The sequence below is a fragment of the Thermosipho sp. 1074 genome, assembly GCF_001999655.1.
In the GTDB taxonomy this organism is placed as follows: Bacteria; Thermotogota; Thermotogae; order Thermotogales; family Fervidobacteriaceae; genus Thermosipho; species Thermosipho affectus.
The window spans coordinates 70405-87531 of sequence record NZ_LBEX01000007.1; the positions used below are offsets into that span (position 1 = coordinate 70405).

The window sequence follows — 17127 nt, forward strand, 5'->3', positions numbered from 1 at the left end:
ATATGCTAAACGTTGGAATCTTTTTCGGTTCAAAAAGCGTTGAACATGAAATTTCAATAATAACAGCTAATCAAGTCCTATCCTCCATAGATAGGAGAAAGTATAATGTCATTCCCATTTACATTTCAAAAAAAGGCGAATGGTTTACGGGAAAAATACTCGAAAATATAGAAAATTTTAAGGATATTGATTTCATGTTAAAAAAAGCCAAAAAAATTGATGTTATTCTTCCCCAAAAAAACAAATTAGTTTTAAAATCAGGATTAAAAAAGTACTATATCGATTTTTGTTTCCTTGCATTTCACGGAACAAATGGAGAAGATGGTACATTTCAAGGTATGTGTCAATTTTTTGGCATTCCATTCTCTGGAAGTGATTTTTACTCTTCTGCATTTTCAATGGACAAGGTTATAACAAAAATTCTATTAAAAGAAAATAGTATACCGATGGTGGATTTTAAATATACAACAAAACCTAGTGAAGATTTTTTTAAAAAATGCGAAGAAGAATTAAGCTATCCCATGATAGTGAAACCTGCAAGATTAGGTTCAAGCATAGGTATTTCAAAAGTTGACAATAGAGAAGGACTAAAAGAGGCAATAGAGCTTGTTCTTAAATTTGATGATAAAGTACTGGTGGAAAAGTGGATTGATGCAAAAGAAGTAAATTGCGCAGTAATGGGTTATAAAAACATTTTGGTGTCAAAGCTTGAAGAAATAGTAAAAGAAAAAGAACTTTTTGACTTTGAGGAAAAATACTTTAAAAAAGGAAAAAAATTTTCCAATCATATTATTCCGGCAAACCTGGATGAAAAATTAGCAAAAGAGGTAAAAAAAGTAGCTATAGAAACATTCAAGGCATTGGAATGTGCAGGAAATGTAAGGATAGATTTTCTAGTAACAGACAAAGTATACGTAAACGAAGTAAATTCTATACCAGGTGCACTAGCATTTTATCTGTGGCAACAAAGTGGTTTTACATTTTCACAAATAATAGATAACATGATAAACATAGGACTTGAAAGGGCCAAAGATAAAGAAAATAAAATCTTATCTATCAATACAAATCTTTTAAATTTAAAGGTGGGTAAATGATACACTATGAAATAATCCCTAAAGGTAAAAAAAATATACTTTTCTTGCACGGTTGGGGTGCAGATTTTTCTTATTTTAAACCAATTGCAGAAAAATTAGAATATACCTCAATACTGGTTGATTTACCCGGTTTTGGAAAAAGTTCAAAACCTCCTTTTGTAATGTCTAGTTTTGATTATGCAAATACTATTGAAAATTTTATTGAATCATTGAACTTAGATAGCATATCTTTGATAGGACACTCTTTTGGCGGAAAGATTGCCGCTATTTTGGCCTCAAAAAATCCAAAATGGCTTGATAAATTAGTAATAATTTCTGCACCTGGTATAAGAAGAAAAAACTTAAAGTTAAGATGCAAAGTATTAACTTATAAATTACTGGTAAAAGTATTTAAATTTTTAAACCTCAACACACAATATTTAAGAGAAAGATTTGGTTCTGAAGATTTCAAAAATTCTCAAGGTATAATGCGCGAAATTTTAAAAGTCGTGGTAAATGAAGACATATCCGAGGAATTAAAGAAAATAAAAAGTGAAACGCTAATTATTTGGGGCGACCTAGACAATGCTGTCTCCTTTGATGTTGTAAAAGAATTTGAAAGATTAATCCAAAATTCAAAGCTTATAATCTATAAAAATGTTTCACACTTTCCATTTTTGGAAAATTACGACAGATTCTTAAACGATTTAAAAATATTTTTAGGAGGATAATATGCTTGAAAAGATATTTTTGCTCCTATTTGTTTCAAATTTTGTAATTAGATCCCTTTACTCTCTTCATATGCTACAACTTGAAGAATATTCCGAAAAAAAATATTTAAAATGGATATTTTCACATCTTAACAGGTACTTGGTTAATCTACTATTTGTACTATCTATTGTCTTTTATTTTTTCAACCTGTACATTGCAATTGCGTTGCTGGTAATTTCAATATACGTTGACTTGCGATACTTTGTTTTGGTTAAAAAGAAAAAACCACTTGTTTTCACAAAACGCCTAAGAAGATTATTATACGTTTCATACGCAATTTTTGGTTTTTGTTTACTATGGACTATACATTCAAGCAGTTTATTATCCGAATTTATTTTATTTTTCATAAGCTTATTTAACTCATTTTATTATTTTTTAATAAATGCGTTAATGCTTCCTATCGAACGCTTAATCAATGAATACTACTACAAAGATGCTAAAAGAAAGATAAAACATCTAAAACCACAAATTATAGCCGTAACGGGAAGCTATGGGAAAACAAGTACAAAATACTTTCTTACCCATCTCATTAGCGAACACTACAAAACACTTATGACGCCGGAAAGCTACAACACTACAATGGGAATTACAAAAGTAATCCGCGAAAAACTAGATAAGTCGCACGAAATATTTGTCGTAGAGCTTGCGGAAAATGACAACTACGGATATGATAAATTACTTGACTTACTTCACCCAGATATATCCATATTAACTTCTATTGGTATACAACACCTTGAAGAATTTCACAGTATGGAAAATATAATAAAAAATTTTAAAAACTACCTAACAGATAAGAGGATAGGGAAAAAAATTGTAGTAAATTTAGACGATGAAAACATAGAAAAATTAATAAAAGATATAGGTGCAGAGGTTATAACTTGTGGAATAAAAAATGAAAAAGCACAATACAAGGTAAAAGATTTAAGACTGGAAAAAGATGGCTCACAATTTATACTTAAAACTCCCAACAACCAAGAGTTTGAAATAAAAACGAATGTATACGGAAAGGAAAATATAATAAATTTACTACTTTCCATTGTTAGCGCTTTTGAATTAAAGGTACCAGTAGAGGAAATAATAGAAAGGGCTAAAAATATAGTCAAACCAAAACACAGACTAGAAATAGTTAGAGACGATACAATAACTGTAATAGATGATACCTTTAATTCGAATCCAAAGGGGTTTAAAATGGCACTTGAATATTTATCACTTTTTAATTATAGAAGAAAGATATTAGTAACTCCTGGTTTTGTGGAATTAGGAGAAAGAGAAGACGACGAACATTACAAATTGGGAAAATTAATATCAAAGTACGTAGATGTTGTATTTTTGGTGGATAAAAAAAGAACAAAAAAGATTTTAGAAGGACTAAATGATGCTGGGTTTAAAGGAGAAGTCTTTGTTGTAAATTCCTTGGATGAAGTTATCGAAAAATTTAAAACATTTCTAAAACAAGGTGATGTAATATTATTTGAAAATGATCTTCCCGATAACTACGCATAACCCCCCAAAACGGGGGGGTGGATGGTGTGGTGTCCATGTTGGCACTTTTCACTTTTTTGCCAAAATATGTTTTATAGTAAGTATTCCAGAAGTAATATCTTGATTTTCTACTATTATAGTCTCTGGCACTTTTAGTGGGACAGGCGAAAAATTCCAGATTGCCTTTATCCCTTTTTTTATTAGTAAATTTGCTACCTCTTGAGCGCTTTCTTCTGGAACACAGATAATACCTATCCTTACTTTAAATCTTTTTATAACCCTCTCAAGGAAAGACAAGGGGAGAACAGAAAGTTCTCCCACAAAACTTCCTATTTTTTTTGGGTCATTATCAAATATTGCTACAACTTTTACTCCCATCTTTTCAAAGCCCATATATTTTGCAAGAGCACTTCCCAGGTTTCCTGCACCAACTATTATTAAATTTTCTAAGACCCTTGTCCCAAACAACTTACCAAGTTCTTCTACAAGTAGAGGGATATGATAGCCTTTTTTGGGTTTTCCCGTAATATCAAGATACGTAAAATCTTTTCTCACTTGCTCTGGTTTTATGTTAAATTTCTTTGCAAGCTCATCAGATGATATATAATCTTCATCGATTTGCATCAAATACGCATAGTACTTTTTTAGTCTTTCAAAAGTGGGTTTAGGCACATATATGGGCCATTTATCCTTTTTTGACATCCTCCTTTAACACCTCTTTTATTTTTTCGATGTTTGCCTCAGATACTATTTTATCATTCACAATTACATTTGGAGACTTTCCACAATTTTCCAAACAAAATGTGCCCTTTATCTCCAAGTCTTTAGCCCATTCTTCTTCATTTGCCAGTTTAATAAGTTCTGAAAGAATTTCATATGAACCTTTTGAATAACAAGATGTTCCCAAACACACCTTTACCGTTGTTTTCTTTTCTTTTTCAATTGGTAATGGGAGAATTTCTATATCACCATTGTTAATCCTTTTTCTATTTTTATAGGTTGTATGCAACACTTCATGTGCTATATGACTAAGTGGTTCTTTTAAATATTTTTCGTATAGCGACAACATGTGATAATTTTCAGTCGGTGATATTAAAACATCAATACCTACTACTTCACTTAATATTTTTGAGCGTTTTGTCCTTACCCTTGTATCATTTGGATATGGTTGTCCTCCTCCACCAATACATCCAAAATCACATGCCATAACCTCAACTATATCCACTTTTAAATTTCCTTCTTTTATTTTATCTATAACCTTCCTTGTGTTTCCAAGTCCAAAAACCACAACTCCAGTTATACTCTTTCCATTCTTTGTCTTTACTGTTGTAATCCTTATTCCTTTTTCTAATTCCTCTGTTTTAACACTCTCAACTTCAAGTTCATCTTCCAAAACATTTAGTACACTTGAAAACACTCCACCAGTTTTTCCAAAGCTAAGCCCTGATTGAGATGAAAGACCATATGGTCTATCAAATGGAACAGGTGGTATGTCTTTTAAATTAAAACCACTGGATCTAATGATTTGTGACAATTCCTTAGTTGTAATTACAACATCTACTTCACCAGAAAGTTCTTCTCTTTCTGCTTCAAATTTCTTGGCAGTACAAGGCATTATCGAAACGAGGTATATATCTTCTGGATCTATTCCTATTTCTTTTGCATAATATCTCTTTATTATGCTTCCCAAAGCTTGTTGCGGAGACTTAACAGAAGATAAATTTTCCAAAAATTCCGGGTAATTGTGTTCGGCAAACTTTACCCATCCCGGACAACAAGATGTAAATTGAGGTAATTTCTCACCTTTTTCTAGCCTTTCTTTAAATTCATGTGCTTCCTCGTAAGCCACCAAATCCGCTGCAAAGGCCACATCAAATACTTTATTAAAACCTATAGACTTTAAGAAATTTACTATTCTTCCTGCTGTTACTACATCATTCTCAAGTCCTAACTCCTCTTGAATAGATGCCCTGACAGCCGGTGCCATCATTCCAATTATGTATTTTCCCTCTTCCATGGCCTTGTAAACTTTTTGTATGTCATTTCTAAATGTTAATGCACCAGTTGGACAGTGAGCAACACATTGTCCACAAAGGACACAATTTGTATTTGCAAGTTCTTCGCCAAATGCTGGCATAACTTGTGCCTCAAAACCCCTAAATGCAAAATCTATAGCCCCAATTGATTGAACTTCATCACAAACTCTTACGCAATCTCCACATAGGATACACTTTGAATTATCTCTGATTATTATAGAAGAATAATCTATAATATTAGATTTATCTAATTTGTCAAATCTTACTTTCCTAATTCCAAACTCCTCTGCATACTTTTGCAGTTTACAATTTCCATTTCTCTCACACGTTGTACAATCTCTGTTGTGTGATGCAAGTAGTAATTCTAAAATTCCTCTCCTCATTTCATAAATCTCAGGTGTATGTGTTTTTACATTCATACCTTCGTATGGCTTAATAGAACACGAAGTCATTAATTGCCCATCTACCTCAACTATACACATTCTACAAGCACCATATATGGACGTTTCAGAAAGATAACAAAGATTTGGAATTTCAATACCAACATCTCTCAAAGCTTCTAAAAGGTTTCTAGCGTTATCATTAATAATGGTTTCTTTACCATTAACTATTATCTTCACTACAATCGCCTCCTATTATACCAATTCTATAGCGTTAAATTTACACTTTTCAAAACAAATGCCACATTTAATACATTTTTCCTGGTCTATTACATATGGTTTTCCTCTTTCCCCGCTAATAGCATTTTGTGGACATGCCCTTGCACAAAGGCTACAACTTTTACACAAATCCGGGTTTATGACATACTTCCTTAAGGCTGTACATGTTCCACTTGGACATTTTCCGTTTATATGTTCAACATATTCATCTCTAAAGTGCTTTAAAGTGCTAAGAATCGGATTTGGAGCGGTTTTCCCAAGACCACATAATGACGCTTTTTTGATTATTTGAGATAGATCTTCTAGATTTCTCAAATCTTCCTCCGTTGCCTTACCTTGTGTAAATTTTTCCAATATGCTATATGCTTGCATTGTACCTTCTCTACATGGTACACACTTTCCGCATGACTCCCTCTTTGTAAAATCAAGGAAAAATCTTGCAACTTCCACCATACAACTATCTTCCGTAATAGCAACAATTCCACCTGAACCTACCATCGCATCAACCGATTTCAAAGTATCGTAATCTAATGGTAAATCAAAGTATTTTTCAGGCAGACATGCTCCAGATGGCCCACCAATTTGTATTGCTTTGAGTTTTTTCCCATCTGTTGTACCACCACATATATTCTCAAGAATATACCTAATTGTAGTTCCAAATTGTATTTCAATTATCCCAGTAAGTTTCAAAGGTCCTGTTACAGAAAACATTTTAGTACCTGGAGATTTTTCCACTCCATTTCTTCTATATTTTTCGACACCGTCTCTTATTATCTTTGGAACATTTGCATATGTTTCTACATTATTAATCAACGTTGGATAACCAAAAAGTCCTCTTTGAGCAGGAAATGGAGGTCTGGGTCTTGGAACTCCTCTTTTCCCCTCAATTGATGCAAGAAGTGCCGTTTCTTCACCACAAACGAATGCACCTGCACCTTCTTTTACTTCCACATCAAATGAAAAACCTGTTCCAAGAATATTTTCACCAAGGAGTCCCAAAGATTTTGCATCTTTTATAGCTTTATTAAACATTTCAACTGCTATTGGATATTCCGCACGTATATACGCGTATCCTTTTTGTGCTCCAATTGTATATGCAGCTATAATCATTCCCTCAAGAACTGAATGTGGATCTCTTTCAAGTAACGTCCTGTTCATAAACGCACCTGGATCCCCTTCATCGGCGTTACACACTACAAACTTTTTATCTCCCTTTGCATTATATGCAAATTCCCACTTTAGTCCTGTTGGAAACCCTCCTCCGCCTCTACCACGCAATCCCGAATCCTTTATGGTCTTTATAACCTCTTTTCTATCCATAGAAGAAATTACCTTAATCAACGATTTATAACCTCCACGCCCCATGTAATCCTCTATCTTTTCACACTCACTTGTCCCAATTCCTTCCATGACGTAAAAAGTCTGATTTTTAAAGAAAGTCGCATCTTCCAATCTTTTAACCTTTTTACCGGTTACAGAATCTGTAAGCAATAACCTTTCAATTATTTCTCCTCTTTTAATGGTTTTTTCCACTATCTCTTCTACATCTTCAACTCTTACATGATGATATGTTATCCCGCTTGGGGTAAATTTCACAAGAGGACCAAGAGAACAAAGTCCACAACATCCTGTTTTTTTGACTACCGGATGATCAGAATCATCATCCATTGTTTCAACTTTTACATTCAATCCTTTTTCCTTTAAAACCTCAACAAATCTTTTATATACTTTTCTTGAACCACTCGCAGTACAACCTGTACCTACACATACATAAATCTTCTGTTCTTTTAACTTTTTTTCTCTTAACTCTTGTTGTTTTTCTATGTATTCAAGTGCTTCTGTAATATTTTTAAACATATTATCTATCATCTCCTTCTTTAATTTTTCTTAAGATCTCCTTAGTTTTTTCAGGAGTGAGTTTTCCATATACTTCACCGTTTATGACCATAGCAGGTGCAAGCGCACATGCCCCTAAACACCCCACCTTATCAAGACTAAACTTCAAATCTTGAGTTACTTCTCCAGGTTTAATACCAATTTCCTCTTCAATTGCTTTAACAAGTTTCATAGATCCTTCCATATGACACGCTGTACCATCACAAATCAAAATTGTGTATTCTCCTTTAGGCTTAAGAGAAAATTGTGCATAAAACGTAGCAACGCCAAATATTTTTGCAGGTGGTATCTCAAGTGCGACTGACAAATAATTTACTATTTCCTTTGGTATATGTCTGTATTCTTTCTGTACATCGAGCAATATTTTTATCAAATTCTTTTTCTCGTAGTTATGTTTTTTTAAAATTTCTTCAACCTTCTCAAAGGTCCTCTCCACCAAAGTCACCTCCTAAAAATATTCAATGTTAACAATTTTTCCTTTCTCTTCAAGTATTTTTGAAATATCGCTAATGAGCCTAAATTTTAAAGAAATATCATGTGTAAAAAGTGGATTCTGATGAGCAGGGTTTATTGCTCGTCCAACAAAAAAATTTATTATATCGGCCCATTCAAACAGTTCAATCATCTTTTTTGCCCCCACTCCCAGTTCATTAGACTGATTTTCATAGTATCTAAATACCTGTGTAAGTGTAATAATTCCCTCTGTTACTAAATCTATTCCTTCCATATACCCTATAGGCGGTGATATCTTTGAAATACTCCTTACATCTATATCAATCTTTTTACCCGATATTTTCTCAACAATTTGACCAGTTGTTCCTCCACAAACTATCTTTTTTCCTTTTGAACACAAAAGCTTTCTTACCACTAATTCATCATTTTTCTCATCTTCAGGAGGACCTACCATGACTGTAAGTATTCTCTTTTCTCTAATTTTTAACCCCGCTATCAGTGCATCGTCCCCCTTTGTTCCCTTATCCAACCTTCTTACTAGGTTTATCATATGATTAACTATGTTTTTGTGAGCAATTTTATTCCTCAATAAATTTTTAAGTTCAAATTTTATGTTTTTTTCACCAAAACCAAAAGGATATTTATCCGAACCCATACCAGCTTGAGAAATCCCATCTGTCATCAAAAAGATTGAGTCTCCTATATTCACTTCTATTTCGCTTATGTACAAACTTTTATCATCAACCTTTTTTTTTATCTTTTTCAACGGTACAAGTCTATCACCTTTAAAATAAAATATTAATGGAAATTCATATTCAAAGATGGTACACCTTTTGTTTCTATAATCAACTAAACAAGTGGCAAGTGTAGAATAACTAATTTTCCTTACTTTACATGTTGGAAGTGTGGATAATATAGAACTAAATACCTCTTCTATTGGAATATTATTAAAGACCATGGTTGTTGCCATTGTTGCAGTTAAAGTTGAAAGTATATTTGCCTTCACACCACTTCCAAGACCGTCAGAAACACTCACTACACATTTTTCCTCGTTTCTCTTGATCTTTATAGAATCTCCACAAACCCATTCTCCTCGTTTGTTTTTAGATAAAAAGTTAATTTCACACGTAATCATTACTAATCCTCCATGAATTTCTTGAATTCCATAAAACGGGATTTTGTTTCGGCAATCGATTCACCTAGAAGTCCTGCTATCTCTTGGGCTAACAACATTTGCTTATTCAACACATCTTCTATTTTCTCTATCGTTTGTATTTTTAAACGCTTCATTTTCTCTTCTTGTTCTAATTGCTTTGTAACATCCGTTAAAATGAATACTTCCCCACTATTTTCAGGTAGAATAAACCTCTTTGCCAAAAATTTATGTAATTTTCCATTTATTTCTATTTCTTTTAGAAAATTATCTTTTATGTCTTTAATTAATTCCATAACCTTATTGTTTGAAAGACTCATAAATATTAATCTTGCAATTTTATTCTTGTAAGTTATCTTTCCGTTTTGCGATATGATTATAAGATTTGGAGTTTCTTCAACTACCATATTACTCACACTTGAAACCTTCTCTATTAAATATGTCACACACATTTCCTTTTCCGCTTTATTTGAAAGCACGGCAATTGCCTTTTCACGGCAGGTATCATATCCACAAGCGCTACAATTTAATTCCTTAGACTTATCACTCTTCCCCATGGAATTAAGCACATTTTGAATTTCTTCTTCCGAAAAAAACATCTCTTTCTTTTTATTTGAAAAAGTTCTATTAAGATTCACATCTAAATTCAAAAAAACATCACTTTTTGGCAATTTTTCAATGCATTTATTAAGTTTCACTCTCTTCTCAATAAGGCTTATATCTTTTCTTGTTGCAGGTCCTTCAATACAACCACCCACACAAGCAGACATTTCAATAAAGTAGTTGTTATCAAGTTTTTTTAGTCTAGAAAGAAAATCTTTAATATTTTCGATTCCCTCGACAATTAAGTGATTTTCCAATTTTACGTTTTTAACTATTCCACTAGTAATAGGATAATATCTGCCATTAGTTGGATATGGTGGATCAGGATATTCTTCCGTATCAATATTGACTAAGATTTCTTCAAGCTCTTCAAATGTTAGTACCACGTCAAAATAATCTTCAAGTTCTCTCTTTTTTGCAATACACGGTCCTAAAAAAACAAGTGGAAGATCTCCAAATAACTTTCTCAAAATTTTTGCATGTGCAATTGCAGGCGATAAAACAGGTGCTAAAAACTCTAACTTTTCTGGAAAATATTTTTCCACCAATTCAACAACTACGGGACATGCAGTAGAAATTACACTTTTTCCAAATTTTCTATACTCTTTTGATACCAATTCTGCTCCAAGTGATGTCTCATTCACAATAGCACCATTCTTCTTTAAAAAAGCTATAACTTTAAATGGATTATCAAAATGAGCAAAAAAAGACGGTGCAATTGAAACTACAAATTTTTTACCAAATAACTTCGTCAACAAATCAACATTTTTCAAATAGTTCTTGGCATCTTGAGGACAAATCTCAATACATTTACCACAAAGTATACATTCACTATCAATTACAAAAGACTTATTATCCGAAAAAGATATGGATTTAACAGGACAATTTCTCAAACATTTATAACAATATTTACAATTCGCTTCATTTGAAATAATAAATTTTTCCATATTATTCCCCTTCTTTAATGAATTTTTTCACAATTTTTTGGACATTTTCTGGGGAAACGTTAGAAATAAGCTTTCCGTTTATTTCAATATTTATTCCTTTTTCACACTTTCCAAAACAAAGTGATCCATACAATTGCAGATTTTCTATATTTAAAGCTTTTATCTTTTCCACTACTTCATATGAACCTTTTAAATGACAAGAACTTCCCATACATATTCTTATAACCATATTTTCACCTATCGTGAAATTTATAACGTTATTTTTTTCACTATAATTGTAAAACAAGAAAATATATTTGTCAACAAAAAAGTCTTGGATTTTTCCAAGACTTTTTATACAATTAAAAATCAAATATTAAGGAAAACAAAAAATGAGATAGACAACACTACTTTCACCAAGAAACGAAAATTATTTCATATATTTTTTATTAAAATGCACAATCTTACCCCTCATTTGGCTCATAAACCTCATAAGGTGCAAATACTAAAAAACCAACCGAAATTATCGCAGTTATAATAGTTGCAAAAAGAAATATAAAGTGTGCAGCAATATGATCAAGTAAAAAGCCATATATTACTGCACCTAATGGAACCATAACTTGAGAAAAAACTTCCAATGTTGAAAAAACCCTTGATCTTATACTCGATGGAGTCATAAGTTGTAAATTAGTAGATATAGGAACATTAACTTGCACGTTGAAAAAACCAAAAAAGAAGTATATAACACCTACAATCCAGAAAAATTGCATCACAGAAAAATTCTTTAAGACATCTGGGAATATAAAATACGAAAATGCAAAAAGTAGCAATATTTGAATGATTAACCCTTGTGTCATCAGTGCTCTATTCTTTAGTTTATTTAAGAATGAAACAATTGCTATATTCCCCAAAAGCATACCAAATGTAAAAAACGTTTGCACAAGCCCGTATTGTTGTGCACTCATCTTCACAACCTGCCTCAAAACATATGGTTCTACTACTTGCAATAAAGGAGCCATCAAAAAGTTGGTAACCATTGCAAAGGTAAACAAAAACTTTAAGCTTCTTTTGTTTACAATAAACAAAAGTCCTTCCTTAAATTCTACAAAAAACGTCTTTATCGAAAGTTCCTCTTTTTTTGATAGATGCGGTCTGTAATTAATAAACATTTCGCTTAACGCGGAAAAGACAAATGATAACCCATTAAATAAGAATACTAAAGAAATCCCAAAAAACCCATACACTACCCCTCCAAGAATTGGGCCTATTATCATTGAAAATGAGTTTACACCACCTAAAATAGAATTTGCACTTCTTAAATCTTCTTCTGAAACTATATCCGGAAGCATTGCAGTTGTAGCCGCACCAAAAAAACCATCCAAAACGGAAACAATTGCCTGAATCACAAATAAACCAACCATATTGAGTAGGTTTCCAAATGACATTGCAGAAAGTAATAGTATTAATCCACCTCTAATTAGATCAGTTAATACCATAATATTTTTTCTGTTAAACCTGTCACCAAGCACCCCAGAAAAGGGGGCTGCAAAAAGTCTTGGCAATATTCCAAGGAGTGTAAATATACCCATTGCAGCTCCTGAACCCGTTTTATCCAATATGTACAATGGAATTGCTATCATTTGAATTCCAGAACCTATAAGTGAAACAAATCTTCCAAATATAAATAGTACAAAATTTTTATTCAAGATTGTTTTCTTCACAGTTTATCACTCCTGAATTTAAAATACCTCTTCCTGAAATAGTCTCACAACCAATAAACCCTGCACTAAGAGTCCCATTGAGAATTATTTCTTCTGCGTTTACATTTCCAGTGCTTATCTTCCCAGATTCATTTACTATTATTTTTTCTGCATTTATATTCCCACACTTTAGCAAACCAGATACTTCTAATTCCTCAACTTGTAAATTGCCACAAGCAACTTCACCAATAACTATCATATTTTCCGTATATATGTTGTTGCAAACAAGTTTTCCTTTAATTATTATTTCTTCTGCATTTATATCCTCTTCAATCTTCAATGATTTTCCTTCTTCAACTATCAATGTATTATATTTTTTCTTCTTTTTACCATTAGCCTCTTTCATCTTCATACCCGAAAAAAATGGTTTTATAATCTTAAAGACACCTTTTAAAAGCAGGTTGTTAACTCTTGTTAACCCACCATATACCTTAGGTGGTCTTCCACTTTCTCTACATGCAACTATATTTAGACTACCATGTATGATTCCTCCATTCCAATTAACCCTAGAACCAACAACGTTTAGATCACCATCTATTTCTCCTGAAAAGGTGAGTTTTCCAAAAACTATGGAGCAATCTCCTGCTACTTTTCCCTTTATTATAGCCTCTCCATTTACAATGTTTAAATCCCCTTGAAAATTTTCTGTTTCATCGATTACAGTTACCTCACCAACTATAGGCTCCTCTGAAGTGTCTGTCGTCTGATAAAAATCCTTGTTTTCTTCTTTTGATTTAATTGCATTTATTAACGCCTCAGCCTCTTCTGCTGATATTTCCCCATTTTGAAGTGCCTCAAGCACTTTTTTTATATCATCCATCTTTATCTCCCTCCCCTTTTTTCTTTAATATATTAAGAGCATCTTCAACGCTTATAACTCCCTTTTTCAATTTTTCAAATACATCCTCTGATCCCTCTGTTTCAGAACTCTCAAATGGTTTTAACCCCATTTTATTTAACAATTTCTCAAGTTTTCCCCTAAGCGTAAAGTATCCTATACCAGTAATCCTCTCCATTTCTTTCAGATTCCCCCTACTCCTTAAGAAAAGAATTATAAATTTCATATCTTCTTCATCTAAAAATGCAAGGGGGGAAACTGTAAAAACCCCAGAAACAGTCACATTATCATGTTGACATTTCAACTGTGTGACTTTCATAATATTTCCACATACAGGACATTTTGGTAACAATTTATCACCCCTTTAAAAATTTAGTCATATCAAACAAAAAAATTGTAAAACATCCATATCTTTATCAAAATTTTTCATGCCTTTTTCAAAAAAATTATACTCTTTTCAAAAAAATATGTCAAGCAAACAAAAATTTTTTTAATAACCTAAAAATTATTTAAAACAAAAACTTGCTCAGTCTTTATTGACAATTAAATGATTTTTGATAAAATTACACTAGAATAGTGCCAACGTAGCTCAATCGGTAGAGCGGCGCATTCGTAATGCGTAGGTTGCGGGTTCGAGTCCCGCCGTTGGCTCCGTCCCCCCTAATTAGGGGGATTTTTTATTTTGGTGTAAAATATATGTGAGGTGATAAAAATGGAAAAAAGCAACTTTATTGATAAAGTTGTTATTTATGTAAAAGGTGGAAAAGGTGGAGATGGTTCTGCAAGTTTCAGACACGAAAAATACGTGCCAAAAGGTGGTCCAGATGGCGGTGATGGTGGAAATGGAGGATATGTTTTTTTGAAAGCAAATTCAAATTTATCAACCCTTTTACCCGTTTCCGAAAAGAAAAAGTATATAGCAGAAAATGGTGAAAACGGGAAGGGAAAAAAGATGCACGGAAAAAATGGAAAAGATGTAATAATCGATGTGCCTGTTGGAACAATCGTAAAAGACTTTGAAACTGGTGAAATAATAGCTGACTTAAATAAAGACGGTATGATTGTCTGTGTAGCTAGAGGTGGTCGTGGTGGAAGGGGAAATGTACACTTTAAATCTCCAACAATGCGTGCACCAAAAATTTCCGAAAGAGGATCAGAAGGAGAAGAAAGAAAATTACTATTGGAATTAAAACTTCTTGCAGATGTTGGATTAGTTGGTTATCCTAACGTTGGAAAAAGTTCTTTTATTTCAAGAATAAGTAATGCAAAACCTAAAATTGCAAATTATCCTTTTACCACATTAATTCCAAATTTAGGTGTAGTTCAAGTTGAAAAATTTCAATTTGTTGTTGCAGACATACCGGGGTTAATAAAAGGGGCAAGTAAAGGAGTTGGTTTGGGAAATGTTTTTCTAAGACACGTTGAAAGATGCAGCGTTATAGCTCATATATTGGACATTTCAGGTATTGAAGGTAGAAATCCAATAGAAGATTATTTTGATATTAGAAACGAATTAGAATACTTTAGCAAAGATTTAGCACAAAAAGATGAAATTATAATAGCCAACAAGATAGATTTGCTCGATAAAGATGAACTTGAAAAAAGGATTAAAAAGTTAAAAGAAAAATTGGGAAAAGAAATTTATCCAATAAGTGTATACACTGGAGAAGGCATAAAAGAAGTTTTATACAAACTTGCCGAAATAGTAAAAGAAAGTAAAAAACTTAATGTCTCCAAAGAAACCAATCAAAAAATTGAAAGACCAAAACCTGTTTGGATAGAACTTCCAGAAAAATTCGTTATTGAAATTCAAAAAGAAGATAACGACTTTATCGTAACAGGCACATATGTTGAAGCATGGGCCAAAAGATTGAATTTATCTCAAAAAGATGGTTTTAACAAATTCATGGAACTTCTTGAAAGGAATGGTTTAGACAAAAAATTAAGGGAGGCAGGGGCAAAAGATGGAGACACAGTTTGGATTGCCAAAAGAGCTTTTGAATTTAAAGAATAGTCTTGTGATTTTCGGTGGTTCCTTTAACCCACCACACAATGGTCATATAGTTATTGCACAACTTGTAAGGGAAATGTTTAAAAGTGCTGATTTTCACATTGTGACAAGTGCAACTCCTCCTCACAAAAGTGTAGAAGTACCATTTAAAACAAGGTATCTTCTAACCAAAAAGGCCTTTGAAAAGATGGAAAATGTAAAAGTAAGCGACATTGAACACAGATTAGGCGGTATAAGTTATGCAATAAATACCATCGAACATTACGAAAAAACATATGAAAACATTTTTTTTCTCGTGGGAGAAGATGCCTTATACTCCATTGAAAAATGGTATAGATACGAAGATATATTAAAAAAAGCAAAAATGATTGTATATCCCAGATTCAAAGATAAATCTTTGGTAAAAAAAGTTGAAAAGTGGAATTCGATATATCTTTTAGATTTACCTTTAATACAGATTTCTTCCACAACTATCAGAGAAAGGATAAAGAAAGGACTTAGCGTATACGGTTTTGTCCCAGAATCAATCATCCCACTAATTGAGGAGGTATATTGTGATAGGTAAGGTGGGACTTGCTCCAATGGCAGGTGTCACAAATTGGAGTTTTAGAACCCTTTCCTTTGAATTCGGTGCAGAATTTGCATACACAGAAATGATAAGTGCGGAAAGTATAATCAGAAAATTAAGTGTAAATGAAAAATACTTTCCCAGAAAAGAAGAAAAAGAAAAAGTGGCAATCCAAATATTTGGTTCGGATCCATTTGTAATGGCACAGTCAGCTTATATTGTTGAAAAAAGAGGTGCCTGGATAGATATAAATGCAGGATGTCCTGTGAAAAAAGTTATAAAAAAAGGGGCAGGTAGTGCTCTATTAAAAGACTTAAAAAAACTAAAAAAAGTTATAGAAGAAGTTAAAAAAAATGTAAAAACAAAAGTTTCCGTTAAAGTACGTCTGGGGTTTGAAAAAGATGAATTTGAAAAAATATACGACACTGTTGTTGAAGCAGGTGCTGATATGATAGCCGTACATGGCAGAACTGCAAAACAGATGTACACGGGTAAAGCAAAGTGGAATATAAAAAATAAAGGGTATATACCTTTTTATATCAACGGAGATATATTTTCTTTTGATGATATCAAAGCTGCAATGGAAATTTCTGGAGCAAATGGTGTTTTAATAGCAAGAGGCGCAATAGGAAATCCCTGGATATTTAGTGGAAAAAAACCAAAAATTTGTGAAAAAAAAGATACAATCTTACATCACATTGACTTGCTTTATTTTGAAGTAAGAAATAAAGCACCATGTGAATTTAGAAAGTTTGTATCGGGATATACAAAAAACTTACCAATGGCAAGACAATTTAGAGCAAAAGTTATGAAAATAGAAGATGTTGAAGAATTAAAACTGGCATTTAAAGAATTCTTTTTATCTTTTTCTACTTAATTTTTACAAGTTTTTTTTAAG

Annotated in this window: 16 protein-coding genes and 1 tRNA gene; 7 read left to right on the plus strand and 10 right to left on the minus strand. The window is 32.4% G+C overall.

What is annotated here, in order from left to right; translation table 11 throughout:
- Nucleotides 1–2 precede the first annotated feature (2 nt).
- From XO08_RS03165 to XO08_RS03175, 3 genes are read left to right on the plus strand one after another with little or no spacing between them, the layout of a single operon-like run.
- Entirely contained in the window at nt 3–1094 is a 1092-nt protein-coding gene (locus XO08_RS03165) for a D-alanine--D-alanine ligase family protein (RefSeq protein ID WP_075665611.1), read from the plus strand.
- Nucleotides 1091–1804 (plus strand): alpha/beta fold hydrolase, encoded by a 714-nt coding sequence (locus XO08_RS03170; protein ID WP_077287216.1) that lies wholly within the window; start codon nt 1091–1093, stop codon nt 1802–1804. Before XO08_RS03165 ends, XO08_RS03170 begins: the two co-directional genes overlap by 4 nt.
- A 1-nt stretch (nt 1805) precedes the next feature.
- Nucleotides 1806–3347 (plus strand): UDP-N-acetylmuramoyl-tripeptide--D-alanyl-D-alanine ligase, encoded by a 1542-nt coding sequence (locus tag XO08_RS03175; protein WP_077287218.1) that lies wholly within the window; start codon nt 1806–1808, stop codon nt 3345–3347.
- A 48-nt stretch (nt 3348–3395) separates the two neighbouring features.
- On the opposite strand, the gene XO08_RS03180 is transcribed toward XO08_RS03175, so the two are convergent.
- The 10 genes from XO08_RS03180 to XO08_RS03225 all read right to left on the minus strand — a co-directional run bounded on the left by XO08_RS03180 (nt 3396) and on the right by XO08_RS03225 (nt 14002).
- Nucleotides 3396–4028, minus strand: coding sequence for a redox-sensing transcriptional repressor Rex (locus XO08_RS03180; protein WP_075665614.1), 633 nt, complete (start codon nt 4026–4028; stop codon nt 3396–3398).
- Nucleotides 4012–5982 (minus strand): [FeFe] hydrogenase, group A, encoded by a 1971-nt coding sequence (locus tag XO08_RS03185; protein ID WP_077287220.1) that lies wholly within the window; start codon nt 5980–5982, stop codon nt 4012–4014. Before XO08_RS03185 ends, XO08_RS03180 begins: the two co-directional genes overlap by 17 nt.
- Nucleotides 5983–5997: 15 nt before the next feature.
- Nucleotides 5998–7878, minus strand: coding sequence for an NADH-ubiquinone oxidoreductase-F iron-sulfur binding region domain-containing protein (locus XO08_RS03190; protein ID WP_075666693.1), 1881 nt, complete (start codon nt 7876–7878; stop codon nt 5998–6000).
- Between the two features lies 1 nt (nt 7879).
- Nucleotides 7880–8353, minus strand: coding sequence for an NADH-quinone oxidoreductase subunit NuoE (gene nuoE / locus XO08_RS03195; protein ID WP_075665616.1), 474 nt, complete (start codon nt 8351–8353; stop codon nt 7880–7882).
- Nucleotides 8354–8365: 12 nt separating this feature from the next.
- Nucleotides 8366–9505 carry a SpoIIE family protein phosphatase gene (locus tag XO08_RS03200; RefSeq protein WP_075665617.1) on the minus strand — a complete coding sequence of 380 codons (1140 nt, stop codon included), beginning with the start codon at nt 9503–9505 and terminating at the stop codon, nt 8366–8368.
- A 2-nt stretch (nt 9506–9507) separates the two neighbouring features.
- Nucleotides 9508–11073 (minus strand): [Fe-Fe] hydrogenase large subunit C-terminal domain-containing protein, encoded by a 1566-nt coding sequence (locus XO08_RS03205; RefSeq protein ID WP_075665618.1) that lies wholly within the window; start codon nt 11071–11073, stop codon nt 9508–9510.
- Nucleotide 11074: 1 nt separating this feature from the next.
- On the minus strand, nt 11075–11302 hold the full coding sequence (locus tag XO08_RS03210) for an NAD(P)H-dependent oxidoreductase subunit E (RefSeq protein ID WP_075666694.1): 228 nt from the start codon (nt 11300–11302) through the stop codon (nt 11075–11077).
- A 214-nt stretch (nt 11303–11516) separates the two neighbouring features.
- On the minus strand, nt 11517–12773 hold the full coding sequence (locus XO08_RS03215) for an MFS transporter (protein ID WP_075665619.1): 1257 nt from the start codon (nt 12771–12773) through the stop codon (nt 11517–11519).
- Nucleotides 12751–13632 (minus strand): hypothetical protein, encoded by an 882-nt coding sequence (locus tag XO08_RS03220; RefSeq protein ID WP_075665620.1) that lies wholly within the window; start codon nt 13630–13632, stop codon nt 12751–12753. The genes XO08_RS03215 and XO08_RS03220 overlap by 23 nt, the downstream gene beginning before the upstream one ends.
- Nucleotides 13625–14002, minus strand: a complete 378-nt coding sequence (locus XO08_RS03225; protein ID WP_075665621.1) for a DUF2089 domain-containing protein — start codon at nt 14000–14002, stop codon at nt 13625–13627. The genes XO08_RS03220 and XO08_RS03225 overlap by 8 nt, the downstream gene beginning before the upstream one ends.
- Nucleotides 14003–14228: 226 nt before the next feature.
- Between XO08_RS03225 and XO08_RS03230 the strand changes: the two genes are divergently transcribed.
- From XO08_RS03230 to XO08_RS03245, 4 genes are all read left to right on the plus strand, one after another.
- Nucleotides 14229–14301: transfer RNA gene (locus XO08_RS03230), tRNA-Thr, on the plus strand.
- A 61-nt stretch (nt 14302–14362) separates the two neighbouring features.
- Nucleotides 14363–15664, plus strand: a complete 1302-nt coding sequence (obgE, locus tag XO08_RS03235; RefSeq protein WP_075665622.1) for a GTPase ObgE — start codon at nt 14363–14365, stop codon at nt 15662–15664.
- The gene (gene nadD / locus XO08_RS03240) at nt 15615–16226 is read left to right on the plus strand and encodes a nicotinate (nicotinamide) nucleotide adenylyltransferase (protein ID WP_075665623.1); all 612 of its coding nucleotides are present in this window, start codon (nt 15615–15617) and stop codon (nt 16224–16226) included. The genes obgE and nadD overlap by 50 nt, the downstream gene beginning before the upstream one ends.
- Nucleotides 16216–17106 carry a tRNA-dihydrouridine synthase gene (locus XO08_RS03245; RefSeq protein ID WP_075665624.1) on the plus strand — a complete coding sequence of 297 codons (891 nt, stop codon included), beginning with the start codon at nt 16216–16218 and terminating at the stop codon, nt 17104–17106. Before nadD ends, XO08_RS03245 begins: the two co-directional genes overlap by 11 nt.
- The last annotated feature ends 21 nt before the right edge of the window (nt 17107–17127 follow it).

Bases quoted from the DNA above. Each gene is read 5' to 3' on its own strand.
- obgE (WP_075665622.1), top strand. From the start codon at position 14,363: ATGGAAAAAAGCAACTTTATTGATAAAGTTGTTATTTATGTAAAAGGT.
- XO08_RS03205 (WP_075665618.1), bottom strand. From the start codon at position 11,073: ATGGAAAAATTTATTATTTCAAATGAAGCGAATTGTAAATATTGTTAT.
- XO08_RS03180 (WP_075665614.1), bottom strand. From the start codon at position 4,028: ATGTCAAAAAAGGATAAATGGCCCATATATGTGCCTAAACCCACTTTT.
- XO08_RS03220 (WP_075665620.1), bottom strand. From the start codon at position 13,632: ATGGATGATATAAAAAAAGTGCTTGAGGCACTTCAAAATGGGGAAATA.
- XO08_RS03200 (WP_075665617.1), bottom strand. From the start codon at position 9,505: ATGATTACGTGTGAAATTAACTTTTTATCTAAAAACAAACGAGGAGAA.
- XO08_RS03190 (WP_075666693.1), bottom strand. From the start codon at position 7,878: ATGTTTAAAAATATTACAGAAGCACTTGAATACATAGAAAAACAACAA.
- nadD (WP_075665623.1), top strand. From the start codon at position 15,615: ATGGAGACACAGTTTGGATTGCCAAAAGAGCTTTTGAATTTAAAGAAT.
- XO08_RS03210 (WP_075666694.1), bottom strand. From the start codon at position 11,302: ATGGTTATAAGAATATGTATGGGAAGTTCTTGTCATTTAAAAGGTTCA.
- XO08_RS03165 (WP_075665611.1), top strand. From the start codon at position 3: ATGCTAAACGTTGGAATCTTTTTCGGTTCAAAAAGCGTTGAACATGAA.
- XO08_RS03175 (WP_077287218.1), top strand. From the start codon at position 1,806: ATGCTTGAAAAGATATTTTTGCTCCTATTTGTTTCAAATTTTGTAATT.
- XO08_RS03170 (WP_077287216.1), top strand. From the start codon at position 1,091: ATGATACACTATGAAATAATCCCTAAAGGTAAAAAAAATATACTTTTC.